This is a genomic window from Enhygromyxa salina (genome assembly GCF_002994635.1).
In the GTDB taxonomy this organism is placed as follows: domain Bacteria; phylum Myxococcota_A; class Polyangia; order Nannocystales; family Nannocystaceae; genus Plesiocystis; species Plesiocystis salina_B.
Genome location: NZ_PVNL01000110.1, coordinates 16,843 through 41,387 on the forward strand (window position 1 = coordinate 16,843; position 24,545 = coordinate 41,387).

Consider the following 24,545-nt stretch of genomic DNA (forward strand, 5'->3'; position numbering starts at 1 on the left):
CTGGGTGCGTGCTCACTCGATGAAGCGGTCCGAGAAGTCGCTCTTGGGGAAATTCCAGATCTTGATATTGTCGATCACCCCGTCGACGCCCTCCCAGTTGTGGCGCTCCCAGCCGCCAGAGACCAGCCGGCTGCCCAGCCTGAGCACCGCGCCGGGGTGCCAGTCGTGCAGGCGCGGGTCTCCGTAGCAGGCGGTATGCACCAGCGCGACCCCGTTGACGAACACCTGCAGGCGGTCGAGGGGTCCCGCCGCGTCGCCGTCCCAGGACAGGGCCAGGTGGATCGGCGCGGTCGTCGACCAGCCTGGGATCGCCGCGAGCTCGTGCACGAACACGCTGGCGGTCGTGCTTGCATCCAGCGCGCCGTTGTTGAGCCGGTTTTGCCGATCATTGAACGCCATGGTGAGATGTGTGTTGAACGCATCCTCGGGGATCCCATACGACAATATGTCGACCACGTGACCGATTGTGGCGTCCTCCCAGTCAGGTTGATACCAAAATTCAATGCTGCCCCGACGGCCCAGCTGCAGGCCGGAGAACGACACATAATTATCGGGGTAATTGGGGTTGCTCGGGCGCGGATCGGGGCGGAAACCATCGCCGTGCTGGGCCTGGAACCACGAGATATCACCCACGATCACGCCGTCTGGCCCGACCTCGCTGTGCGTCACCTCGCGCGCGGAGCCCAGCTTGTTCCACAAGAGCAGCCCGCGAAGTCCACCCAGGTCCACGTGAACATAGTTGCCCGCGCTCGGGCAGCCCGGGAAGCTCGGTCCGTTGACCCACGCTTGCGCGTGGCCGTGGGTCCATGACTGGACGTTGGCGTGGATGGCGAGCACGACCTCGGCGGCGTTGGCGACGTCCGCGGTCGCCAGGTCGACGACCACCTGGTGTTGATCCAGCGGCGGATTGAGCACGTAGACCGACTGGAACTCGGCGGTATTGGGGCAGCCCGAGTCCGTGCGGGGGATGTCCTCTGGAGTCTCGACCACCGCCACGCTGATCTGCTCGAGCTGCCAGTCTTCCCCCGGCATCACGCGCGCGTGCAAGCGGCCCTCGCTCAACCACACCCAGACCTCGCCGATGATCTGCTCGTCATCCGCGACCAGCGGCGCCGCGAGCATGTTGAGACCGCTCGGACCCAGGCGCGGGTTGAACACGATCGTCGTCGCGCGCGGCGTGCTGTGCCCTGGCCACACGCCCTCGCCCGTACAGCTCGGCAGCGCTGCCGCTGGGGCAAGCGCGAGCAGCATGGCAGCGAGCGCGGATTGTCTCATTACGCTGCTCCGCAGATCATTCGTTGCAGTACAGCACCGAAACATGACCCGGCAAACGCACGCCCGAGCCCTCACCCAGGCGCAGTCGCGCTGGGTTTGCGGACCCCAGGCGCTGCCGCCGGGACACGCGACAGTCTGCGCGTGCGCGGCTGCGAGCCTCTCAGGTCAGGATCGCGCCCGCTTGGAGGTGTTGCGACGGCCCTCGGCACGATAGACTGCGCGCGCGGTGAGCAACGATGAAGGCAACATGAGCGACGACCCGACCGCGCATTTGTTTGCGGCGCTCGAGCGCGGTGACTCGGGTCTCGCGTACGAGTTCGAGGGCGAGCGTCTGACCTGGGCTGATCTCGACGCGCGCGCGCGCAGCTACGCGCAGGCGCTGGCCGACGCGGGCATTGCCAAGGGCGAGCGCGTCGTCGTGTATGCGCAGACCTGCCTCGAGCTGATCATCTCGCTGTTCGGCAATTACTACCTCGGGGCGGTCCACGTCCCGGTCAACAACCGCTACCGCGAGGCCGAGCTCGCCCACATCCTCGCCGACTGCCAGCCCAGCGCGATCATCTGCGACCGCGAGGGTGAGTCGGTCATGGCGGGCGCGCTCGCGCAGGCCGGCCTCACGCGGGCGCCCGTGCGTGTGGGCATTGGCGACGGGGCTGTGGGCGCTGGGTTTGCGACCCTGCTCGACAGCTCGCCCGACCAGGCGCCGCCCCGCCCCGGTGCGCGCGACCCCGCGCTGATGATCTACACCTCGGGCACGACCGGCCCGAGCAAGGGCGCGCTATTGTCTCACGCCCAGGTCATCAACAACATGCGCGCGCTGACGGGCCTGTGGACCTGGTCGTCGCGCGATCGCCTGGTTTTGGCGCTGCCCTTGTTTCACGTGCACGGCCTGTGCATTGGGGTTCACGGCGCCGCAATTCATGGCATGGCCGTGCTGCTCGAGCGTCGCTTCGACGTCGCGGCCGTGATCGAGCGGTTTGGCGAGCATGAGCGCGGGCGCGCGAGCGTGTTCATGGGCGTGCCCACCATGTACACCAGCCTCGTCGAGCACCTGCGTAGCAACCCTGCGGCCGCGGCCAAGCTCGCCTGCGGGCGCATGTTCACCTCGGGCAGCGCCGCGCTGTCGGCTGATCTGTGGCATGAGTTCGCGGCCCTGACCGGGCAGCGGATCATCGAGCGCTACGGCATGACCGAGACGCTGATCACCCTGTCCAACCCCTATGTTGGCGTGCGCATCGCGGGCACCGTCGGCCAGCCCGTGCCCGGCTGCGACGCCGCCGTGATCGACGACGCAGGCGACGAGCTGCCGCCCGGCGAGCCCGGCGAGCTGATCGTGCACAGCAACGGGCTCATGGACGGGTACTGGAACCTCCCCCAGCAGACCGCCGCGACCCGGGTGATCGACCGTGACGGTCGGTTTTGGTTTCGCACGGGTGACGTCGCCTACGTGGGTGACCAGGGGTATTTTCATATCGTCGGTCGCAAGTCCGTCGACATCATCAAGTCGGGCGGCTTCAAGATCTCTGCCCGCGAGATCGAAGAGGTCCTGGCCGGGCACCCGATCGTGCACGAGGTCGCGGTGGTCGGGGTGCCCGACGAAAAGTGGGGCCAGAAGATCGTCGCGTGCGTGGTCCCCGACGCGCCGATGGCCGGGATCCTGGATGACCCGGGCCAGCTGCTGGAGTCGCTGGTGGCCCTGCACCGGGCGCTGCTGGCTGACTACAAGCAGCCGCGGGGGCTGTACCTGTGCGACGAGCTGCCCCGCAACGCGCTGGGGAAGCTGCAGAAGCACCGGCTGCTCGAGGCGATCGAGCGCGACGGGCTCAACGCAGAGCTGTAAGCCAATAAATGACAAGCATGACCGAACTGCGACCTGCAATCAGTTCGTCTGACGATTGCGGGTGTCGGTAATAGACTATTGTGGCGACAGTGCATGAGGCGCCGTCAGCTCGGGAGGTCCGCCTTGCCAAAGCTACATATCCACAAACACATGTTCGTCTGCCTGAGCGCGATTGCCGGCTTGGCCCTGACGGCCGTTGCTTGCGACGCTGACCCCAAGCTCGTCTCGCGAGCAGGGACGGGCACCGACGATATCATCTGGCAGCACTACAGTGGCCAGGTGCACTATTGGCCCCTGCACAAGGGCAAGCGGCTCGGCGGAATCGACATCTTCACCCCGGTTGGCAATGACTGGACCTTGCGCGGGGTCGGCGACGTCAACGGCGACGGCACCGACGATATTGTCTGGCAGCACAACACCGGTCAGGTCCACTACTGGCCAATGCAGGGCGGCCAGCGGCTCGGCGGAGTCGACATCTTCACCCCGGTCGGCAACGACTGGACGCTGCGCGGAGTCGGCGACGTCGACGGCGATGGCACCCACGACATCGTCTGGCAACACAGCAGCGGTCAGGTTCACTACTGGCCGATGTACGAGGGGCAGCGGCTCGGCGGGGTCGACATCTCCACGCCGGTCGGCAACGACTGGACCTTGCGGGGGGTCGGGGACGTCGACGGAGACGGCACCGACGACATTGTCTGGCAACACAACAACGGCCAGCCTCACTACTGGCCGATGCATGAGGGGCAGCGCGTCGATGGGATCAACATCTACACTCCGGTTGGCAACGACTGGGCCATGCGGGGGGTCGGCGACGTCGACGGTGATGGTACGGATGACATCGTCTGGCAGCACAACAATGGTCAGGTTCACTACTGGCGGATGTACGACGGGTACCGCACGGCGGGGATCAACATTTTTACGCCGGTTGGCAATGACTGGCGCCTCGCGGGGGTTGGCAACGTCGACTAGTCGCCAGCGGGTCTGGGCTGGGGCTCAGGCACACAGCTCATTGTGCAGTTCGGGCCGGTCGCGCCAGTGTTGCTCGGCTGCCGCGATGTGTGCCAAGAACCCCGGCCGCACCCACTTGAAGCGCCGCAGGACGCTGTCGTCGTCCTCCTGCTTGATATACAGCCCTTCCATGTCGTCACAATCTTCGACCATGGATGGATCCGGACACCGCTCGCGCCAATCTACTGTTTTGTAGGCCGACGCGCCGACGAGCGCATGCAACTGCGCGATGTCGTCGATCGGCCCCTGATGCAGCACAGGAACGGAGCTACGGAACCCAGGCGGAAGCCGCTCGACCAGCGGCCGCCTGCGCACCGTCGCCAAGAACCGCTGCTCCTCGCGGTCGAACACGTCGTCCTCCAAGAAGTAAGACGGCAGCGCGTCATAGAAGATCGAGTGCGTGTGGTGGGCCCACTCGCCATACAGCACATAGCGCGTCCCGAGCACGTCCCACAGCCCGTCGAGCTGCTCGCTGGCGAGCTGGTCGAGGCGGCGAAAGTCCCGACGCAGCGGCGGGGACTCGAGGATCGTGCGTCGCGTGAAGATCCGCAGCTCCGCCTGCTCGTCGAAGAACAGACCGCAGTGGCTGCCGTCGACCTTCTCCTCCACGACCACGTCGTGACCCGCGACCTCGGCGAACGAGCAGCCGTGCCGGGACGCGCGCCCGCCCGAGTCGCCGAGGTGCAAGGTGCGTGGGTAATCGGGGATCGACATCACGACCACGAGTCCTCTCGCAGGGTCTGCGGTGTCGCGCGCAGACCGTAGGGCAGCGCTCGATCCAGACCCCCATAGTAGGCCAGCACTTCGTCCTGCGCGCCGATCACCAGCCAGCGATGCGCCTCCGAGGTCTCGGGCCACTGCATGGTGTCGAGCTGGCGAGCGAGCACCGCCGGCGGAACCGGGTGGGCGCGGTCGCGGTTGCGGCTGGCGTACTCGCGCTCCGAGCGAGGGAAGCTGACGATCGTGACCAGCGCACCGTAGTTGCGGGCGAGCTGCGTGACCGCGTCGCGGAAGTCTCGACGCAGGTTGGTCGCGTCCCACACCAGCTTGGACTTGGCTCGCAGCGCCACCCGCAGGCGCTCGTTGGCCAGCTGACGCACGCGCCCGTTTTGGGACTGGTCCGCTCGACTTCCCAGCTCTGCGCGGATCTCATCGAGGCTGATCAGCGTGTGGTCGCCCAGATGCCGCTCGATCCAGCTCGACTTGCCCGAGCCGCTCGGCCCGACGGTCAGCACCAGCTCGGGGAACGGCTCGCGGAACCGATAGCTGCGAGCCAGGCCCTCCTCGATATGTGTGATCTGGCCCGCGCACAGATCCTCGAGGAATTGCCCGTAGCTGATGTCCCGCGTCGCGGGCGAGAACGCTTGCAGCTGTTCGCAGAAGCGCCCCCGCCAGGACGGCGAGTCCTCGCCGAAGCGTCGCCACGCGCCGTGCTCTTGCGCGAACAGCCCGAACATCTCGATGTGCTCGACCTGCTGGGCCTGATCCACGCAGCGACGACCGAGCATGTCCGCGAGCTCGAGCCAGTACAGCAGCTCGGGATCGGCCGAGTGGGCCAGGCGCAAGTACGGACCGCGGTCCCGACCCTTGACGACCAGAAACTTGGGCGTGACGTGGTAGCCGACCAGGTCGAGCACCGACTCGACGATCGAATAGGAGAGCCCCTGACTGACGGACTCCATCAATCGCGGGACCAAGTACGACCGCCCCTGCAGCTCATGACGCGGCGCGGCGATACGCGAGACACCCTGGATCTCCATCTCGCGCGTGGTGGCTGGCTTGGCGATGTCGTGCAGCGCCGCGCCCAAGATCAGCGCGGTGCGGCGATCACCTTGGATATGGGCAGCCCGCGACGCGAGCAGCTCGTAGAGTTCATCGAGCACCATGCCCGTGTGGATGAAGACGTCGCCCTCCGCGTGCCACCCAGGATCTTGCGGGGTGTCGACCAGCTGCGTGAGCGCGGGGATGTCCGCACCGAGCGCGTCGACGAACGCCGCGATCGAGGGGGTCGCCCCCGCCTCGATCGTGGCCACGAAGTCCATGAAGTTCATCGAGGCCTTCACGACGCGTCCTCCTCGTCCGGCCCCTCGCTTGGGGCCGCGAGCTCGTTGGGGACCACGGCCTGGTGCATCCAGTGCGTGTCGGTCTGGACATGATCCGCGCGGACCCACTTGGCGACGCTGCTGCCAAACTCCGCGCGCGTGAAGCTGGCGGCCAACCGGACCACGTAGCCTTCGCTGCGCTCGAGGTCCTGCTCGAAGCTCTCGAACCACTTCGGGTCGAAGATCCCATCGAACAGCGTGGGTACGACGTCGAGCCCGAGCAACGCCGCCCACTCGAGCGTGCTGTCCCAGTCCAGGCAGCGCTGCTGCTCGTCCCACACACCGAACAGCATGAAGTAGCTCGGAAGGCCCGCATAGGCGACCGAGTGGCGGGCGAACAGGTTCTCGCCGCACAGCCGCCAGCCGTCGGGGATCTGATAGGCGATGCGCCCGTGCAGGGCCTTGACCCAATTGCGCGAGGGGTGATGGCGGCTGTCGACCGACCGCGCGTGCAGGTGGTCGTTGTACAGGGTGGTGTTTTCACCATCCATCTTCTCGGTGACGATGACGCGCTGGCCTGTAAAGGCCTCCACGCTGTCAGCGATGAGGTCGTCGGTTGTCGCCCCCGGCGACCACGGCAGGTGGCGCGTCCGGGGATATTTGTGGCGTTGCATGCTTGTTTCTCTCCAATGAACTGCGAATCATGGCTCTCGAGCCGCGATTCAAACTCCGCAAATGCGACCTGCGAGCTGTCCCGGGCGCTACGCGGAACAAAGGGCAGGCTTTGGGAGCTGGAGAGTTACAATTCGGACCACGCTGGGCGCCGGGCTGCGACGCGGACGCGAAGGTAGCATGGGGTGCAGGCTGTGCAACACAGCCCGCGAGCTTGGCTCGTGCCACACCGCGCGGCTACCCCGCGGTTGGCGTGCCGTTGGCCGGCGGGGCGCATCGCGGACGGGTCAGCTGCCGCACAGGACCCGTCAGGCGCGATGTCGCCCCGAACTTGCCCAGCCCCGTACCTCCGAGGCTTCCGAGGCTTCCGAGGCTTCCGAGGCTTCCGAGGCTTCCGAGGCTTCCGCGGAAGCCTGTGATTGGGGTGGCCGAGTGGTCGCTGACTCTGCCGGGGAAGGGAATGCTTCCGCGGGAGCCTGCACTTCGTTGGTCGACACGGAGAACCCGGTGCTGCCCGCGTTTCGTGGGTATCGAAGGCTCGGAACCGGGTGATGAGCGCCTGTTCGGCCCCGTCAGTCTGCGCGGTGAATGCAGCGATCTCGTAGCCCAGGGATCACAGCTGATCTCGCATCATGGAGTTCTCCAATGCCGGGCTCTGACATCTGACTATTCTACATGACTCGCTGTTCAGGTTCAGGGTTTCTGGCCAAGCGGCCGGGATTCTGCGCTGCAGCTGAGCGTCGACTCGATCCATTCTTGCGTGGGATCAGTTTTCGGGCTTTGCGTACGTCAGGCGGGCTTGGGCCGCGAGGGTGGCTGAGGCACCGATGCGCGAACCTGCACGATCCCGAAGCTAGCCTTCAGGTCTGGTGGAGTCTGGTGAGGTCGGATGGAGTTGGGTCATGTGCGCCTGCACAGTTGTGCCTGGAGTCGTTCAATGCCTCACTAGGCAGCAACTGAGTCGATCGGACGGGTGACCTGGACGGCACATACCTGCGAGGGATTCCTCACGGAGGTGCGCGGTTCGCAATGTGTCCTTTTCTTGATACGGTAACTACACGATGAATCACCTTGCTCGAAACGGGTGTTCAAGGATGGCTCGGCATCCGCTGTACATTCGTTGGGCCTTCTCGTGCGTAGTACACGCTGGTGCGCTCGTGCTGGCTTGTGGTGGCGGCTTCGAACCGTTGCCCGACAATGGTGACACGACAGGAGGGAGTGACGGCGATGGCGGGATCGACGAAACCATGGAACTCGATGGAGGTGGGAAAGGCCGCATCTATCCTCCCGTTCAGTTCGGCTCGAGCGATGCGGTGGTAATCGGTGCACCAAGGAGCACGTTTCAGGGAGTCGTGCGCGCCGGACAGGTAATGACTCTCATCGATGACGACAGTACAGGTCATGATATTCCGGACGGGGTCCCTTTCAGAATTGTTGAAGATCAGAGTGATCAGAATTGCCCAAACGGTCACAGGTTTGCTTGGGAGCTGGGGGCAAATCGTCAACTTGGCTCAGCACTGGCGTTCTATGTGGAGGATGCCGGATCGCCTCACAGTGGCTATGCAGGGCAACTCGCAACGTCGGCCTCGACCGCGGCGAACAACTCGGGGCGCGCGCTACTCTACCGCTCATGTCGAAGCTGCGCCATATTTCCCCGGCCAGATGGCGAGGGGGCGGCGGCCAGTGGCCGCTTTGGTGCCAGTATTACATTTGGTTTCTTCGGAGATCCAAGTGACGAGTTGACTGAAAAGATGATCGTCGGAAGTCCCTTTGCCGGGGATGGGGTTGTCGCCGTCCTTGATGAGGCAGTCTATCGACACTATGAAGATTCCATGTTCATTTCTGGGGGGACTCTTACTGGGACCCGAGAGTGCCAGTGCGACTTCAACTCGGAGGTCGGCAGTATCAACTGCAAGCCATGGAGCGAAATTCTCAATGGGACGTTTAACAACGAAGAGTTTGGCGCATCGTTGAGTGTCGCTGATTTTGACTGCAGCGGAGTCGACGATCTATCGGTTGGTGCCCCGGGCGCTCACTTGCCGGTTCAGGGTGGAGGGTTTCGAGAGGAGGCGGGAGCGGTCTATGTTTATGCCAATGCGCCGCCCGACATCTCGGGGGGCGCGACGATTCTGAGGCAAGGAGCTCTCGAAGTTGGCGGGGACCCCGAACCCGGCGACCGCTTTGGTGCGACGCTCATCGCGGGAAACTTCAATGGCGCGCGGCTTTCGGTCAGCCAGCGATCGTGCTTTGACCTTGTCGTCGCAACCCCTGGCGAAGATGAAAGCATGGGTGAAATTCAGGTTTTTGAAGGCAGTCCCGATGGCTTCTTGTTTACGGGGCCGATCATTCATCTCGAGGACACCGGCCTGAGCGCGGGTGACCCAGGAGATCGGTTCGGCCACGCGATGACGGCAGGCGATTTCAACCGGGATGGCTTTGACGACCTGGCCATCAGTGCTCCTGGTGATTCCGTAGGTGGATCGGTCGTGGTGATACCTGGATCACCCAGCGGGCTTCGTGTCGACCTCGCTACGTTGTGGACTCAAGATGACAACGAGAACGAACCCGGCGACGAGGCGGGATTTGCGCTGTCGTGGACCCGCGGTCGCGTGGCCGGACCACGTAGCGACGTCACGGAGATTCTCGTCATCGGCGTTCCGGGAGAGGACAACGATGCTGGCATCGTTCTCGCCGCGCGGTTTTCGTTCGATGACAAGAACATGCTATTTTTGGGAAGCGGCCCCACATGGACCATGGCAGACTTTGGTGGCGCTGTATCCCCGGGGGACCGTTTCGGAGAGACCCTCATGCCAGCACGCGCGATGCCCATGCGCCCCTGGGAGTTCCAACCATGACAAGCATCAGGCCAACACCGACGCTCCTCTTGCTCGTGCTCTCGAGCTGCCTGTTGGGTTGCAATCAGCGCCCGCTCGACCCTGACAGCACCGAAGCCGACGCTGGCATGCCCCCCGACGTCGGGGGCGTCATGGGCGATCCATGGAATTGCGGCGAGGAACAACTCAGCTGCGTCGGACCGCTCGGGATCGGAGACTGCATCGATGGCAAGTGCCAAGGCCGGCTCTCGACATGCTGGGAGTCAGGTGCCAGCTGCACCGCTCTGTGCGAGGAACTCGGCGCGAGCTGTGACGCAAGCTGTGAGGGGGCCGCCGCCTTCGGATGGGCGGCTGAAACCGAGAACGAAGCACTTGCCATGTGCGTGGAGCCGTTCGATGAGGGGGCGTCGCCCTTGTCGGTCACCTGCGAGCAACCCCTACCGTTCGCCGACTACTCGGCCATCCGCTGTTGTTGTCGCTGAGAAACTGTGCCGTTTGCACGTGCGGGTTATGACGCCCAGGTGGTGAGCGCAGCCGGTCAGAAGCGCGTCAGCTCGTCGCGCTCGGCCGGACTCGGCATGTACATCCCCAGCGGGTCATCGTGGCTTTCATCGGCCCCAACGAGCACGTTGGGCAGGCGCGCACGCAGGCGCGTCGTGGCTTCGGGGTCCGTGAACGCGTCGAGGATCACGACACGCTCGATCTGCGCGAAGGATTCGGCGTGATCGAGCAGCGTCCGAATGCCCCGCTCGCTCAGGTCGCTCTCCACGAGCACGAGCGAACGCAGCTGGGTGAGCCACGGCGCTCGAGCGAGGCTCTCGAGGACTCGATCACAGTGAGGCTCGACCCACGCGAGCAATAAGTGCTCGAGCCCGCGGGAGCAAGACCTTTGGCCAATCGATGCGGTAGGGCCCCAGCAAATGCAGGGTCTCGAGCGAGGGCAAGCGAAAATCGACGAGCTTGCAGGGCCGGTCACCGTACTCGCCGCCGCCCAGCTTCAGCTCACGCAGCCCCGCGTGCGTGGCCGCGCCGACCAACGAGGTGTGCAGCTCGAGCCGCTCGAGCGCCGGGAGCTGATCGAGCAGCGCCTGAATCGGCAACATCGGGAGCTCGTAGGTCATCCGGTCACGGTGGGAGGTGCCGAGGGTCAATCGTCGAATCGTCGGACGCCGCTGCGCGAGCAGGTGCTGCGTAGCCCGCAGGTGCACGATTGTGTCGACATGCGAATATACATGGAAATCGACGAGCACCCGCGCGAGCGGGAGCTCGAGCAACGCTCGCACCAATGCGTCATACTTGACGATGTCACCGCCTCGGTCGTGGATGCGCGCGCCGATGATCATGCCGAATTGCCGATCGAGCTCGATCACGTTCTCGAAGCGGTACTCCCCGAGCGCGCCCGCCAGCGTCGCGCCCAGCAGCTCGCGCGCGCGATGTTCCTCGAGCTGAGCGATCCCCATTTGGAGCATCTCGCGTTTTGCGTCCGACTCGGCGCCGGCGAGCGCGAGCCCCATCGCGAGCCGCTGGCCGAGCAAGGGCTCGACCCCTTGCAGGAAGTCGGAGTAGACGGCCCAGTGATCGAGTTGGCTCGGATCTCGTGCGATCGCGCGCTCGAGCGGCTCGGCGCGCGAGAGCGACTCGCGCCGGGCGGGGTCGAGTTCTTCGACCTCGACCCAACCTCGGCGAAGACGCGAGCGAATCGCTTGGTTGATCGCGCTGCGGGCCGCGGACGCGCGCGGATACTCGCGGTGCTCCTCAGTCGGCTGCAATCCGTCGATGTATCCGTACCTGAGCTCGCGCTCGCGCCCACGCAGACGAACGGCCCAGAACTGGTCGTCCGCCCCGGTCCGTGAGCCTCGCTCGAAGCGCCGCCATTCACTCATCTCGCGAGTATCGCCGATGTTCCGGCGCAGATCAGGGTGCAGGAGGCGGCGGAGAGAATTCGGAGGAGCCGGACTGGCAGTGGTCGGCCGGGACACAGAGGGTTCGGACTGGGAGTCGTTCTGGTCAGCCGGTCTGGCCGAGCCGAAGTGGCGCTGTACGCATGTTCAAGTCACGATGTTTCGCCGAATTCCGGTCACCGAAGCCTACGCGCGCACCAACGCCCTGTTCGACCATCTCTCGCCCGGGACCGCGCTGTGGCAGTCGGCCGACCCGACAACGCGTTGCCAAGCGGACCCTCGCGCGTGCTGGTATCGTCCCCGTCGCGCATGGACGTCGTCCTCCTCACCAGCATCCTCAGCAACACCAACCGGCTGTACCGGCCGTGGGGTCCGTACCAGCTCGCGTGGTACCTGCGCGAGCACGGCTACCAGGTCCAGGTGCTCGACTTCCTGCACAAGTTCGAGAAGTCCAAGATCCTCGAGCTGGTCTCCAAATTCATCGGCCCCGAGACCAAGATCGTCGGGTGGAACTGCATGTTCATGCCCGGTGACGAGAAGTGGTGGATCAAGCTGATCTGCGAGGAGATTGTCCCGGTGCTGCGCCGCCGGTTTCCCCACGTCAACTTCGTGACCGGCGGGGCCGCGGTCCACCAGGTCAACCGGCTGTATCGCAACCGGCGGGTGTTTGACTATCTGTTCTACGGCCACGCCGAAGACACCCTGCTGGCGTTTTGTGAGCACGTGTATCGGGGCAAGACCCTGCCCGACACCGAGATCGTGCTTGGCAACAAGGTCATTCGTGAGACGGTGCCGCTGCCGCATCTGCGCAAGCGGTTCAAGATCGAGGAGTGCGCCCATATCTGGCACGAGCGCGACTGCATCGTGCCGGGTGAGAGCTTGCCGATCGAGATGGCGCGGGGCTGCATCTTCAAGTGTAAGTTCTGCCGGTATCCGTATATTGGCAAGAGCAAGAATGACTTTGGTCGGCGCATCGAATTCGTGCGTGACGAGATCATTCAGAACCACGAGCGGTTCGGGACCCACAACTATTACATGCTGGAGGACACCTTCAACGACAGCAACGACAAGGTCAACGCCTTCGCCGAGATGTCGCAAAAGCTGCCGTTCCGCATTGGGTTTGCCGCGTACCTACGCCCTGATCTGATCTGGAGCTTCCCCGGGCAGGCCGAGCAATTGCGCGCCGCAGGCCTGGTCTCGGGGTTCCTGGGGGTCGAGAGCCTGGGCGAGCAGAGCAGCCGGCTGATCGGCAAGGCGTGGAGCGGCCAGCACGCCCGCGCGTGGCTGCCCAAGCTCTATCACGACATCTGGCAGGGCCAGGTCACGTTCCGCACCAGCTTGATCATTGGGATCCCGCCGGACACCCGCGAGGACTTGTACGCCACCCACCAGTGGGCCGTGGACAACGGCCTGCCCAACTGGAAGTGGCACGTCCTCAACGTCAACCGCGACCACCAGAGCGGCTGGATCAGCGAGTTCGACAAGAACGCCGACAGCTACGGGTTTGACTGGTACACCGAGTACGGCAAGACCCGGTGGAAGACCGCGGTCATGACCTGGCGGGACGCCAAGAACCTCCAGGCCGAGCTCGAGACGCTCGGCAAGCCGCACCAGATGCAAGATTGCTGGGGGCTGATCGAGCGCGGCACCTTTGGCTACGACCTGGCCGAGGACAAGCACCTGCTGATCGTGAAGATGGACCGCAAAGACGCGGCCACGCGGCGCGGTCAGTTCCTGGACGCGTACTACGATCGGGTGATGGCGCTGCCAGCGTAGGGCCTAATTGTGCCGCAGCTGCGGCAGCTCGGTTCGGATCGCCTGCTCGACCTCGTTCCACAGCCGGATCCGGGCCTCGAGGGCCTCGATCGCGGCCTGCTCGGCCTCGTGGATGTGGACCGGGTCATGCTCGCAGAGCGTCTCGACCAACGTAATCGCGGCCGGGCCATGGTGCTCGCCGTCGACCTCGATGTGCCGCTGTAGATAGTAGTGAAACTTGGGCGCCACGACCTCCGAGAGCTCGAGCCGATCGGCGATGTGCTGGAACATCTGCGGGATCACCTTCTCGCGGCCAAAACAGAACGCGGCGGCGATGATGTGGGGCTCGCCAGTGTCGATGAATTCAAAGGTGCGGTTCATGAAGCGCAGGCTGGGCGCCGGGACGTTCATGTTCTCCAGCGCATATTTGACGCCGTCGGTGGTGACGCAATTGACGAAGTCCTCGAGGCTGGTGGGGTCGGCCCCGACCTCGAGCATCGCCTGACAATAGAGATCATGATGGCTGATCGAGCTCTCGCCATCCATGTCGATGTCGCTCTCTTCGGACAGCACGATCTCGTTGATTAGCCGGGCGGCGCCGCTGCGGATCCAGCGAGTGGGCACCCAGCAGGTGGTGCTGGGGCAGACATAGTGCTGCAGGCCCTTGGCCAGGCTCATGAAGTCCCACACGGCGAACACGTGGTGCTCCATGAACACGTGGAGCGCGTCAATGCTGTTGATGACGTCACCGCTGAGGAGCGGGTGCGCGTAGAGCTGCTCTGTCTTGGCTTTGATCTTGCCGAGTGGGAGTTTCATGATGCACTGGAGTCCGTAGAGGGTGGGGCCGCGAGCACCCGCCGAAGCCAGGCCTCGAGCGTGATCAGCAGCCAGATCTTGGGCCCCCGTCGCTCGCGCAGTCCGGTCGTCTTGGGGCTCAAGAGTCGCTCGAGAAACGTGCGCTCGAAGATGCCGAACTTGGGCAGGCCGTCGAGCAGGCGCTCGTGTGCGTAGTTGCGCAGCGGGCCGTAAAACCATGACTCCACCGGGACGCCCATGCCGCTCTTGGGGCGGTCGAGGATCGGGCGCGGAAGCAAGTCTTCTACGGCGGCCTTGAGCAGGTATTTCTCGACCGCGCCGTGGAGCTTGAGCTGCGGCGGGATCGTGAACGCGGTCTCGACCACGGGGCGGTCGAGCAGCGGCGAGCGGCCGCGCACGCCAAAGCTGCCGCTCAGCGCGTCGACCTTGGGCAGAATGTGGTGACCCGCCTTGAGCACCAAATTCATCATCATCAGCTTGTTGACGAAGGTGCCCCAGCGCGGATCTGCGAACAGCGGGGCGAGCTCGCTCTCGAGCACGTCGCCAGCGATGCGCTCGCGGGCCTCGGCCGTGAGCAGCGCTGCGATGTCGTCGTAGGCCCGCTCGTGCGCGCGCAGGTAGGTGCGCTCGCGCTGGAAGCGCTCGCCGGGCCGGTTGCGGGCGTCACCGTAGAGCTCGGCCAAGACCATGGGAAGGTTCTTGGGGCCGCCAAAGCAGGGATCGCCGCCCTCGCCGTTGAGCAGCACGCCGACGTGCTGGGTCGCCTCGCGAAACAACAGGCCGTTGGGCACGGACAGCGGATCGCCGACCGGTCGGTCGAAGCACGCGGCGACGTCATCCATGTGGTGGACGACGGCGGCGGGCGAGATCTCGAGGATCGTATGATCGGTCCCGCAGTGCTCGGCGACCATCGTGCTCCACGCCAGCTCGTTGGGGTATTTGTCGCCAAACGAGATCGAGAAGGTCTCGAGCGGGGCCTTTGAAACGTGGCGGGCGACCGCGACGACGAGGCTCGAGTCGAGGCCGCCCGAGAGGCTGCAGCCCATGCGCTCGTGCTGGTTGAGGCGGCGCAGCACGGCGGTCTCGATCCGCTCGCGCAGCTCCTGGCGCAGCTGATCAGCGTGCGAGACCGGCAGCATCTGGGTCTCGCCTGGGGGCGACCAGTACTGGGTGCGCGTCACTCCGCCGGACGTGAGCCGGACGATCTCGCCGGGCATCACTGCCCGGATGCCGTCGACGAGGGTCCGCTCGCCCGGCACATAGGCGCAGGCCAGGTACTGGGCGACGCCGACAGGGTCGATGGTCCGCGGCACCAACCCGGTCGCGAGCAGGGCCCGGACGGTCGAGGCGAACACGTACCCGGCGGGGGTCAGCGCGTAGAACAAGCTGCGCTCACCGATCGGATCGCGCGCGAGGCACAGCGCCCCGTCGGCGTCGACCCACGCGAGGGCGAACGCACCGTCGATCTCGCGCAGTCCCTCGGCGCTGCGGCGGGTGGCGAAGGCCTCGGTCGAGGCGACGGGGCGGTCTCCCAGCCAGCACGCGTCGTAGTCGGCGACGAGCTGACCAGGTTGACCGCCATCGAGCACGCTGGCCTCGGCGCCCAGCGCTGTGATCAGGGCATCGCGCGGGCCGGGGGCGAGGGGACGCGCGCCGCCGCCGATCCGACCGACCGGACGGAGGCGCTCCGCGTCAAAGCTCCCGGGTGACGCCGCGACCACGCGCGCGGGCATTAATCGAGCTCCTCGCCCGCGGCGATCCGCCTGTGCTTGCCAGGGCCGAACAGCAGCTTGTCGGTGTAGACCTCGCCCACGCGGGGGCCTTCGGGCTCGTCGAGCAGCGCGCCGTAGCGGCGGCTGGCTCGGAACAGCCGCCGCATCACCTTCTCGGGGCGGACCACGGCGAAGTCCAACATGTGGCGCGACAGCCACTCGGCGTCGGGGTCATTGGAATCATTGGCGTGGCCGACGGGATCGAGCGGATGCCACAGATCGCTGTAGAGCTCGCGGTGTGCGGGCATCAGCCCGGCGTCGATCACATAGCCGTGCTCACGAAACCACCCATCCTCGGTGACCAGCCGGCGCGCCATCGCGCAGCCCTCGACCGAGGCGTCGTGGATCGCGATCACGATGATCTGCGGGTTCTTGCGCAGCATGCCGCGGATCATCTCGAAGCGATCGGCCGGGTGACCATCGATCGAAAGCACCGCCGAGTTGGTCTCGAAGTGGAAGTTATTGCAGAGCAGGAAGTCGACGATCCACGCGTGGTCGGTGATCACCACGCGATCGAACGAGTAGTCGCCAATATCTGCCTCGCGCAAGGTCGGGGCCCCACCCTGGGTCGGCCACGGCGTCACCAGAGTCTCTGGCGCCCCGTGCACGGCCAGCCAGCGGCTCCACAGCGAGTCGAACAGCTCGCGCGCGACCGGGCCAATGGTCCGGCGCAGGTCGTAGTAGAGCTGCTCGGCGGTGAACCGGAGCTTGCCCTCGGCCGAGGCCCGGTCGATCACGCGGGCAAACATCTTGTCCGCGATGACGTCCCCGGCGCGAGGCGAGAACGCGATCTCGCTGCCGCAATTGGGGCAGCGCTTGTCTTCGGCCGGGGCCGATCGCCAGGCGTTTGTGCCTTTCCCGCATCGAATACAATTCATGGTACGCCTCGCGCTTTTCCACGCCGATCAATGTAGGCGCGCATCCACAGTTCGAGCATCAGCAGCGCCCACAGCTTCTCGCCAATCCGGCGGGGTCGCAGCTCATGTGAGATGTCCCGACCCGCCCGCAGTCGTGACACGTAGGCCGGCTGAAACAGCCCGCGCCGCTCGAGCGAGTCGGGGCCGAGCAGCTCGGTGGCGACGTCGCGCAGCGGGCCCAGCACCCAGTCGGTCGTGGGCACGCACATGCCCGACTTCTGGCGCCAGACGATCTCGTCGGGGAGCCGGCCGGACATGGCCCGCTTGAGCACGGCCTTCTCGCACACGCCCTGCAATTTGTGGCGAGGGCTGAGGGTGAACGAGGCCTCGGTCAGGGCCCGATCGAACAGCGGCGAGCGGACGTCCAGGCCAAAGCTGCCCGCGATCCGCTCGGCCCTCGGCATGATGTTGTCGAAGCCCTTGATCGCAATGTCGGTCTTGCGCAGCCGACCCATGAACGTGGTGAGGTCTTCGCTGCCAAGCTCGCGCTCGAGCAGCTCGAGGCGCTCGTCGCCGTCGCCCATCTGCGCGCGGATGTCGGCGGCGAACTCGTGGGTGTAGAGATCGTCCTCGAGCCGGTAGAAGCGGTGGTAGGCGCCGAGGTAGGCCTTGGCGCGGCTGTGGGCGCTGGGCGTGGGCGTGTAGACCTCGGCGGCGATCATCGGCTTGTTGGTCCACCCGCCGAACAGCTGATCCCCACCTTCGCCGTTGAACACCGCGGTCAGGCCATCGCGGCTGGCGGCCCGCGCGAGCAGGTAGTGCGGCCCGGTCACGCCGTCGCCAAACGGGAGGTCCATGCGCCACGCGAGGTCAGGCAGGATCGGCGCGACCGCGTCGGGCCGGGCGTCGACCAGGCTGAGCGGCAGGCCCAGCGACTGCGCGACCAGCATGGCCTCGTCGCGCTCGACGCTCTGCTCGCCAAAGTCGAGGGTGTACGCACGGACCGGGACGTCGAGCTCGTGCAGCCACCGGCCGATCGCCGACGAGTCCAGGCCGCCCGACAGGTACAGGCCGATCCCCTGCGCGGTCGGCAGCCGACCCTTCACCGCGGCTTGCGACAGCGCCTCGACCATGGCCGTGGCGGCTGCGTCGGCCTCGAGCTCGGGATCGAGGGCCTCGACCAGGCGCAGGTACGGCCGCTCGGTCCACGCGCCATCGTGCAGCTCGACGACGCGGCCGGGCGAGACCCGACGAACACCTCGCACGGGCATGCGATCGCCGGCGACAAACGAGAAGGTCAGGTAGCTGTGGATCGCCCGTGGATCGATCTCGACGGGCAGGTCCGGGATCGCCAGCAGCTGCTTGAGCTCGCTGGCGAAGTAGACGACGCCGCGATGCTCGACCCAGTAGATCGAGCGCAGCCCAAACGGATCGCAGATGATCGTGAGCCGACCCGCGTCCGCGTCCCAGGCCGCCGCGGCGAAGCTGCCGTCGAGGCGGTTGCGGGTGGGGTCCGGGCTCGACACGCACGCCAGGATCGCGGCGGCCGGACAGGCCACGCTGGGCGAGAGGTCGCCGGCACACGCGACCGCATAGCGGCCGCGCTCGAGGATCGACGCTGCCTGCCCGGGCCGACCGCGCCAGGTTCGGTAGCCGAGCGCGGCGCCCGGCAACCACGCACGCTCGACCTGGTCACCGCGGTGGCCGATCGCGTCGAGCATGAGCTCGAGGGTCGCCGGGTCGGCCTCGCCGACCCATCCGCAGATCCCGCTCAACGCCGCCCCATTGTCATGCCAGCCCCGGATCAGCCCAGCAGTCGCAGACGAAATTCCATGGCGATGCTGCGGTTGCCGACTTCTTTGGCGGCGGCTTGCGCAGCGAACTGGGCGGTGCGGGCGAGCTCGACGATCAGGCCGTCGATCGCGTCGGCTTCCGGGTCGTCGGAGCAAGTGGTGCTCTCGGCGTCGAGCCGGCGCAAGGTCGCGAGCGCGGCTGTCGCCATGGCCAGCGCCTCGGCGCCGCCGGAGTCGGCCACGGCGTCACGGATCTCCGGCTCGCTCAGGGTGTCGATCAGGAGCACGAGATCCTCGGCGTAGCTCTGATCGTCGCCGCCCGGCTGCGCGGTCTCGGTCAGGACCCGCTTGATCACCGTCATCACGTCCTCCGCGTCGGGCCCACCCGTGGCCCGGAGCCGCCGATAGGTCGCCGACAGGACCGAGCGGGCCCGTGTGCGGCCGTTTTTGGCCTGGACGAGGCCGAGCACGTAGTTGGAGTCGGTGACCTTGAGCCCCGCCCGCGCGCGGGTGGACTGGCTGCGGGCGGCGGCCGCCTCACGAGCGGCGGCGAGCAGGTTCGCGTCGGCTTGACTGAACCCATGCAGCCGCAGCTCGCCACCGAACCGCCCGTGCGCGGTCAGGGTCTGGCGGGCCTGGGCCAGGACCTCTTCGGTGCCAAAGCGGCGGCCGATCCGGGCCAAGAACGCCCGGCCGCTCGGCGACATTGAAGCGAGGGGATCGAGCGACATGGTCGGATCAGGCGGCCGAGCGGTAGGAGTCTTGCGCCGGAACGTACTCGCGGGTGTTCCAGCGCGCGAGGTACTCGAGGTACTCGGTGTCGTCGTGGGTGAGCGCCTCGGCGTTGTAGCGGCCCATGTGGCGCCGGGGCATCGGGCCCACGTTCTGGGTCAGCGCCGTGGGAGCGCTCGCGCCTGGGACCACGCGCGGCTTGTAGACCAGGTTGGTGCGCAGGAACAACGTGGTCTCGAACCCGGGCGGGGCGTCGGGCACATGCTCGAAGCGCAGCGACACCACGTCGCCCTGGCGCATCACGACCACGCGATCATCGGGGGCCCGGAGCAGCGGCGTGACGTCGCCGTAGCGAGTAAACCGCCCGTAGGTCCCGGTGTCGTCGCCGAGCTCACCACCGCCGTCGTTGTGGCTCAGGCGGGGGTGATCGTCGGCGGCGAGCAGCGTGGGCGCGCCGCGATACTCCAGCTGGGCCTGGCGGACCCGCACGTTGGAAGTGGACAGCGGCGCGGGCGTGGTCTCGACCAGGCGGACCCGGTCGAGGTACCACATCGCGTGGCCGCCCTCGTGGGTGCCCGTCCACAGCCGCATCTCGTAGGCGCCGGTTGGCCAGCTGAGCTCGGACAGATCCACGGCGATCGTCTTGCGATCACCACGGGGGGCCGAGAGCTTCTTGACGCCCTGCCAGCTGCCGTCGGCCTGGCGAACCTGCAGCTCGGGCTGACGGCCGCGCAGCTGCTTGGGCAGGTCGCGGTTGCGCTTGAACTTCCAGCCGTCGATGAGCAGCCACGCGCGCTTGCTGTCTTGAACCTGGCCAAACTCGAGCTGGTAGAAGTTGTCGCGCTCGTGCGCGTAGGCGGCGGGCGTGTCGGTGCGCTGGGCCAGCGCCTCGGTCTGATCGAGCTCGTCGCACCAGCTGGCCCGCTGCGGCGTGCGGCACTGCGCGGTGGGGAACGCCCAGAATTGCTGCGGGTCCTTCTTGCGCAGCGTCGACCACTGCATGGACGAGGAGCTGACGATCTCGTGCCCAACCGGGTGGTGGACGGCGGTCAGCACGGCGTGATCGAAGTAGACGATCTCGTCCTCGGAGGCCAAGACCTCGACTTGCACGCTGCGGTCGGCGAGCACGCTGGCGGCGTCGAGCCGGGACCACAGCGGCGCAAACTTGACTCGCTTGCCGTGGCCGGGGCGCAGGTGTCGCTCGCGGCCGATCAGCGACGCACCGCCGATAGATGTTTCGTAGTGCCACGCGCTGCCGTCGAACGCGTAGATGTAGGGGCAGCCAAAGCAGAACTCGTCGGTCTGGCCGTCGCAGTCGTCGTCGAGGTTGTTGAAGCAGATCTCGGCTACGGCGGTGCCGCCCTTGCACTGAAGACCTTCGTCCGTGCAGGTCTGGACACCCATCGCGCACACGCCCATGCCGCTGCTGACACACGCCGCCCCGCCCTGCGGGTTGCCGTTGTCGACGTGGCCGTTGCAGTCGTCGTCGAGGTTGTTGCAGAGCTCGATGATCGGGTTGACCTCACCCTCGCAGTCTCCCCACACGCCGTCTTGGCAGGTCTGCATGCCTGCTTTGCACTCACCGACACCCTCGGTGAACATCAGACCGGTGTAGCAGGACTGGATCTCGCCGTTGGTGCACAGCTCGTCGCCGTCGCCGTCGCCGGGATCGCCGTCGCCGTCACCGTCACCGGGATCGCCGTCGCCGTCGCCGTCGCCGTCGCCGTCACCGTCGCCCATGTCGTTCGACTCGGTCGAGGTGTCGCTGGTCGAGGTATCGACGGTGGTACCGATCTGATCGTCGGCGCACGCAGCCAGCGGAACGATGAGGATTCCCAAATGCTTGAGGCGAAGGAGCGTCTTGATCTTCATCGGTTCGTCTTTCGAGCGGGCCAGCGACCGGCCGATTCTAGCCGCGATTATAGTCCGAGTCTCAGCAGTCTAGCGAAGGTAGGTCCGGTTCAACATGGGGTGAGTGCCGTCTGTCGGTCCCCAGTCGGAGTCGGGGTGGAAGGCGATGATGTCGAGAGATGTCCCACTCTCGGCGGTCGAGAACGCATGCATCTCATGGGCGGGGAGCAAGAACATGCTCCCGGGCTGCAGCGCCAGCCGCCAGTCCGTACCGCCCGGTCCTGGACCAAAGGCGAACCCGGAGCCACCCGCGACCACGCCCAGGCGGATGCTGGGGTGACTGTGCACGCTCTGGTGCACACCCGTCGGGAAGTGGAGCAGGTTCAAGACCGGGTCGCCCTGCCGGGCCGGAGCGACGAGCACGGAGTCCGAGCAGCCGTCGATGTACGCCAGCCGCCCTTGGGCCTCGACGCTGCCGGCCTGGGCCAGGCATCGGTAGCCAAACCGCTCGATCACGACGGTGAGCCCGTCGGCGCGGACCTGGACCGGGCCCGGACACGCAAAGTAGGTGCCCGCCTGACCGGTGACCTGCAGCGTCCGCGTCTCGATCTGGGCCGAGCCGTCGACGACGTAGCCATAGAAGCTCGAGATCGGACTGCCGAGCTCGGCCTCGCCGCGCAGCGCCGTCATCCGCGAGGGATACATCGTGGCGGTCGCATCGATCGCCGCGTCGTGAGGGGGTGTAGCGATCAGCTCCATGGTCATCCAAACCCGACGTCTTCCGCACCTCGGGAGACGTGTCGGTAGATCCAGCGCATAGCTCGCAGTGGCGTGAGCTCTTCGAGCAGCGCGTAGCTGCCCGCGGGAAGCTGGGCCTTGGGTCCGGCCGACGGCGGCGCGGCCTGGGGACCGCGGACCGGGATCCGCAGGCGATACGCCCACGGCACGGTCAACCCAACCGGAAACAGCGCAGCGGCCTCGTGCCCACCGAGCTGCTCGTCGATGCTCGCTAGCCAGGCGTCGCTCGCCGAGCTGCAGTCGTGGATCGCGAGGAAGGTGGTGCGCAGGCCAGCGTCGAGCTGGGCCCGGATCCGGCCCCACACGTGGCTGGGGAACTCGGGCGGCACGGTCAGCGCGATCTCGATCTCGCGATGAAAGCCGTTGGCGATCAGCATCAGGCACAGGTCCATGCGCTGAAACAGGGCGACGCGGGCGATCGAGTAGTCGAACAGATCCGCGGGGAGATCGTGAGCCTCGAGCTCCGCGGGCCCGACCCCTGGAATTGCCTGCTCGGGACGGATCAGCCGGTCCAGGCCCCCAGCGGATCCGTGCTCGCGCTCGTACGCTGCCAACGTCGCCTCGAACTCGCGCTCGCACGCTTCGATGTCGGGGCCTGGATCCGCCCACACGCGGCGGCGACACAGCTCGAACATCAAGCAGCGCCGCGTGAACCAAAATTTGCCGGGCCCGGACAGGGCTTCAGTCGCCGCAAAGATCGTCTGCGGGTCGAGGGGGCGGAGCGCGTTCATGGCGTGGCCCCCAAGCCCGAGCTGGCCGCGGCGCCCGGCATGTCGACGCCGTCGACGAACACCCGATGCCACAGCTCGATCGCCAGCAACATCCACAGCATCTCGCCACTGCGATCACGGCTGAACTGCTGCGGCGGCCCTTCCTCGTGGAGCAGCGACTCGACGAAGGTCGGCTGAAAGTAGCCGCGATCGCGGGCGCGCTGGCTGGTCAGGATGTCGCGGGTGTACTCGCGCAGGCGGGTCTTGCGAAACCAGTGGTTGAGCGGCACGCCCATCCCGGCCTTCTTGCGATAGACCACGGCGTAGGGCAGCAGCGAGTCGATGGCCTGCTTGAACGCGTACTTCTCGACGTCGCCGCGCCGCTTCGCGCCGGGCGGGATCCGCATCGAGTACTCGGTCAGGCGCCGGTCGAACAGCGGCGACGCGCTGCGGACGGCGTTGCACGACAGCATCTTGTCGACCTTGACCAGGATGTTCTGCCCGCCTTTGAGCCGAATGTTGAGCTTCATCAGGCGGTTGAGAAACGACGCCGTGGACGGGTCGTCCAAGTACGGCGCGACCTGTTCACACAGCGCGTCCGTGCCCCCGGACGACTCGCGCAGCTCGGGCGTGCACAGGGCGTCGTAGTGGGCGTAGAACTTGTGATACGAGGCCAGGTAGGCGCGGTGACGGTCGTAGCCGCCGTAGGGCTTGTACCACTCACCCAAGATCATGAACTTGTTCTTGGGCCCGCCAAACAGCGGGTCGCCGCCCTCACCGTTGAACACGACTGAAGCCTCGGCCGCGGTCTGCTTGGCGAGGATGAAGTTCGGGACCGTGATGCAGTCGCACAGCGGATCGTCGAGGCGCCAGATGATCTCTGGCAGCAGATCGATGAAGTCGTCGGGCTCGACGTCGATGATCCGGTGCTCGACGCCGCAGTGCTCGGCGACGTGCCGAGCGTGGGCGAGCTCGTTGGGCTGCCCGTAGCCAAACCCGACCGACAGACAGACTGGTGAGATCCCAGCCTCGGCCATGAGCGCGACCACGGCGCTCGAGTCGACGCCGCCCGACAAGAACGCGGCGACCCGGCGCCCGTCGGTGGGCATGCGGCGGGTGATCGCGTCGCGGCACAGCTGCGCGATGTGGGCGGCCCCGGCCTCGTCGGTCCACTCGGGATCGATGTCTTCGCGCGGCGACCAGTACGACACGGGCGCGTCCGGGGCCTGGCCCGGGCGCAGGCGGACGTAGGATCCAGGCTCGAGCTCGCGGACGCCCTCGAACATGGTGTCGGGCCCGGGGATGAACGAGAACACCAGCACCGCGCTGAGCGACGCGAGGTTGGGGCGCACGGTTGAGCCCGCGCGGCGGTGCGGGAGCATGGCCTTGACCTCGGTCGCGAACAGGGTCGTGCCGTCGCCGAGATCTGAGTAGTAGAGCGGTCGCTCGCCGAGCGCGTCGCGGACCAGGATGCACCCCTCGCCGTCTTCGGCCGCGAGCCCGAACGCGCCGTCGAGCTTGGTGATCGCCGCCGTGCCCTCGCGCGCGAGCAGCTCGGCGACCACGTCCGCGTCGTCGACGTTGGCCGCGTCGGGCAGCGCCAGCGCGACCGCCAGCTCGAGCCGGTTGAACAGCGAGCCACCCAGCACGCAGCGCACCGAGCCGTCCTGGCTGACGCCGACGCCCTTGGCGTGGGGACGATCAGCGTTCCACAGCTGGCCCATGCCGCCGTGACGCCCCCGAGAGTGGGCCGAGCTCGGTCCGCGGTGCTCCAGCACCCGGGCCATCGCATCCAGCAGCGCGGGCTCGCCCTCGCCGACGTATCCGAATATCGCGGTCAGAGCGGGGAGGATATCCGAGGAATTGTGGGGCCGTCGAGGGTGTGG

19 protein-coding genes are annotated in these 24,545 nt (G+C 66.5%); 4 read left to right on the plus strand and 15 right to left on the minus strand.

What is annotated here, in order from left to right; all coding sequences use genetic code 11:
• Positions 1-12: 12 nt before the first annotated feature.
• Positions 13-1,251 carry a LamG-like jellyroll fold domain-containing protein gene (locus ENSA7_RS27105; protein WP_106092256.1) on the minus strand — a complete coding sequence of 413 codons (1,239 nt, stop codon included), beginning with the start codon at positions 1,249-1,251 and terminating at the stop codon, positions 13-15.
• Positions 1,252-1,501: 250 nt separating this feature from the next.
• Here ENSA7_RS27105 and ENSA7_RS27110 point away from each other — a divergent pair, with 250 nt between their 5' ends.
• Together ENSA7_RS27110 and ENSA7_RS27115 are read left to right on the plus strand one after the other, a co-directional pair.
• Positions 1,502-3,115 (plus strand): class I adenylate-forming enzyme family protein, encoded by a 1,614-nt coding sequence (locus ENSA7_RS27110; RefSeq protein ID WP_106092257.1) that lies wholly within the window; start codon positions 1,502-1,504, stop codon positions 3,113-3,115.
• A 279-nt stretch (positions 3,116-3,394) separates the two neighbouring features.
• The gene (locus ENSA7_RS27115; protein WP_181234158.1) at positions 3,395-4,087 is read left to right on the plus strand and encodes an FG-GAP repeat domain-containing protein; all 693 of its coding nucleotides are present in this window, start codon (positions 3,395-3,397) and stop codon (positions 4,085-4,087) included.
• Between the two features lie 24 nt (positions 4,088-4,111).
• On the opposite strand, the gene ENSA7_RS27120 is transcribed toward ENSA7_RS27115, so the two are convergent.
• Genes ENSA7_RS27120 through ENSA7_RS27130 form a run of 3 tightly spaced genes read right to left on the minus strand, consistent with a single transcriptional unit; the run spans position 4,112 to position 6,842 of the window.
• Entirely contained in the window at positions 4,112-4,840 is a 729-nt protein-coding gene (locus ENSA7_RS27120) for an RNA ligase family protein (protein WP_146158173.1), read from the minus strand.
• On the minus strand, positions 4,840-6,189 hold the full coding sequence (locus ENSA7_RS27125) for an ATP-binding protein (RefSeq protein ID WP_106092260.1): 1,350 nt from the start codon (positions 6,187-6,189) through the stop codon (positions 4,840-4,842). Before ENSA7_RS27125 ends, ENSA7_RS27120 begins: the two co-directional genes overlap by 1 nt.
• Positions 6,186-6,842, minus strand: coding sequence for an RNA ligase family protein (locus ENSA7_RS27130; protein WP_106092261.1), 657 nt, complete (start codon positions 6,840-6,842; stop codon positions 6,186-6,188). The genes ENSA7_RS27125 and ENSA7_RS27130 overlap by 4 nt, the downstream gene beginning before the upstream one ends.
• A gap of 1,155 nt (positions 6,843-7,997) precedes the next feature.
• Between ENSA7_RS27130 and ENSA7_RS27140 the strand changes: the two genes are divergently transcribed.
• Entirely contained in the window at positions 7,998-9,695 is a 1,698-nt protein-coding gene (locus ENSA7_RS27140; RefSeq protein ID WP_181234159.1) for an integrin alpha, read from the plus strand.
• Positions 9,696-10,212: 517 nt separating this feature from the next.
• Here the strand turns inward: ENSA7_RS27140 and ENSA7_RS27150 are convergent.
• Together ENSA7_RS27150 and ENSA7_RS44240 are read right to left on the minus strand one after the other, a co-directional pair.
• Entirely contained in the window at positions 10,213-10,449 is a 237-nt protein-coding gene (locus ENSA7_RS27150; protein WP_146158175.1) for a hypothetical protein, read from the minus strand.
• Positions 10,450-10,504: 55 nt separating this feature from the next.
• A complete protein-coding gene (locus ENSA7_RS44240) occupies positions 10,505-11,557 on the minus strand; it encodes a hypothetical protein (protein ID WP_181234160.1) in 1,053 nt (350 codons plus the stop codon).
• A 327-nt stretch (positions 11,558-11,884) separates the two neighbouring features.
• On the opposite strand from ENSA7_RS44240, the gene ENSA7_RS27165 reads away from it, so the two are divergent.
• Entirely contained in the window at positions 11,885-13,351 is a 1,467-nt protein-coding gene (locus tag ENSA7_RS27165; RefSeq protein WP_106092267.1) for a B12-binding domain-containing radical SAM protein, read from the plus strand.
• A 3-nt stretch (positions 13,352-13,354) separates the two neighbouring features.
• Here the strand turns inward: ENSA7_RS27165 and ENSA7_RS27170 are convergent, their stop codons facing one another.
• The 9 genes from ENSA7_RS27170 to ENSA7_RS27210 all read right to left on the minus strand — a co-directional run bounded on the left by ENSA7_RS27170 (position 13,355) and on the right by ENSA7_RS27210 (position 24,512).
• Entirely contained in the window at positions 13,355-14,146 is a 792-nt protein-coding gene (locus tag ENSA7_RS27170; protein WP_106092268.1) for a DUF3050 domain-containing protein, read from the minus strand.
• The gene (locus tag ENSA7_RS27175) at positions 14,143-15,879 is read right to left on the minus strand and encodes an asparagine synthetase B family protein (RefSeq protein WP_106092269.1); all 1,737 of its coding nucleotides are present in this window, start codon (positions 15,877-15,879) and stop codon (positions 14,143-14,145) included. Before ENSA7_RS27175 ends, ENSA7_RS27170 begins: the two co-directional genes overlap by 4 nt.
• Complete coding sequence (locus tag ENSA7_RS27180) at positions 15,879-16,796, minus strand: hypothetical protein (RefSeq protein WP_106092270.1); 918 nt, start codon at positions 16,794-16,796, stop codon at positions 15,879-15,881. The genes ENSA7_RS27175 and ENSA7_RS27180 overlap by 1 nt, the downstream gene beginning before the upstream one ends.
• Complete coding sequence (locus ENSA7_RS27185) at positions 16,793-18,550, minus strand: asparagine synthetase B family protein (RefSeq protein ID WP_106092271.1); 1,758 nt, start codon at positions 18,548-18,550, stop codon at positions 16,793-16,795. The genes ENSA7_RS27180 and ENSA7_RS27185 overlap by 4 nt, the downstream gene beginning before the upstream one ends.
• A gap of 29 nt (positions 18,551-18,579) precedes the next feature.
• Positions 18,580-19,299 carry a hypothetical protein gene (locus ENSA7_RS27190; protein ID WP_146158177.1) on the minus strand — a complete coding sequence of 240 codons (720 nt, stop codon included), beginning with the start codon at positions 19,297-19,299 and terminating at the stop codon, positions 18,580-18,582.
• A gap of 7 nt (positions 19,300-19,306) precedes the next feature.
• The gene (locus ENSA7_RS27195; RefSeq protein ID WP_146158178.1) at positions 19,307-21,172 is read right to left on the minus strand and encodes a hypothetical protein; all 1,866 of its coding nucleotides are present in this window, start codon (positions 21,170-21,172) and stop codon (positions 19,307-19,309) included.
• 69 nt (positions 21,173-21,241) lie between these two features.
• The gene (locus ENSA7_RS27200) at positions 21,242-21,910 is read right to left on the minus strand and encodes an AraC family ligand binding domain-containing protein (RefSeq protein ID WP_106092274.1); all 669 of its coding nucleotides are present in this window, start codon (positions 21,908-21,910) and stop codon (positions 21,242-21,244) included.
• A 2-nt stretch (positions 21,911-21,912) separates the two neighbouring features.
• Positions 21,913-22,680: a hypothetical protein gene (locus tag ENSA7_RS27205; protein ID WP_106092275.1), complete on the minus strand. Its 768-nt coding sequence runs from the start codon at positions 22,678-22,680 to the stop codon at positions 21,913-21,915.
• Positions 22,677-24,512: an asparagine synthetase B family protein gene (locus ENSA7_RS27210; protein ID WP_504823003.1), complete on the minus strand. Its 1,836-nt coding sequence runs from the start codon at positions 24,510-24,512 to the stop codon at positions 22,677-22,679. Before ENSA7_RS27210 ends, ENSA7_RS27205 begins: the two co-directional genes overlap by 4 nt.
• Positions 24,513-24,545: the final 33 nt, after the last annotated feature.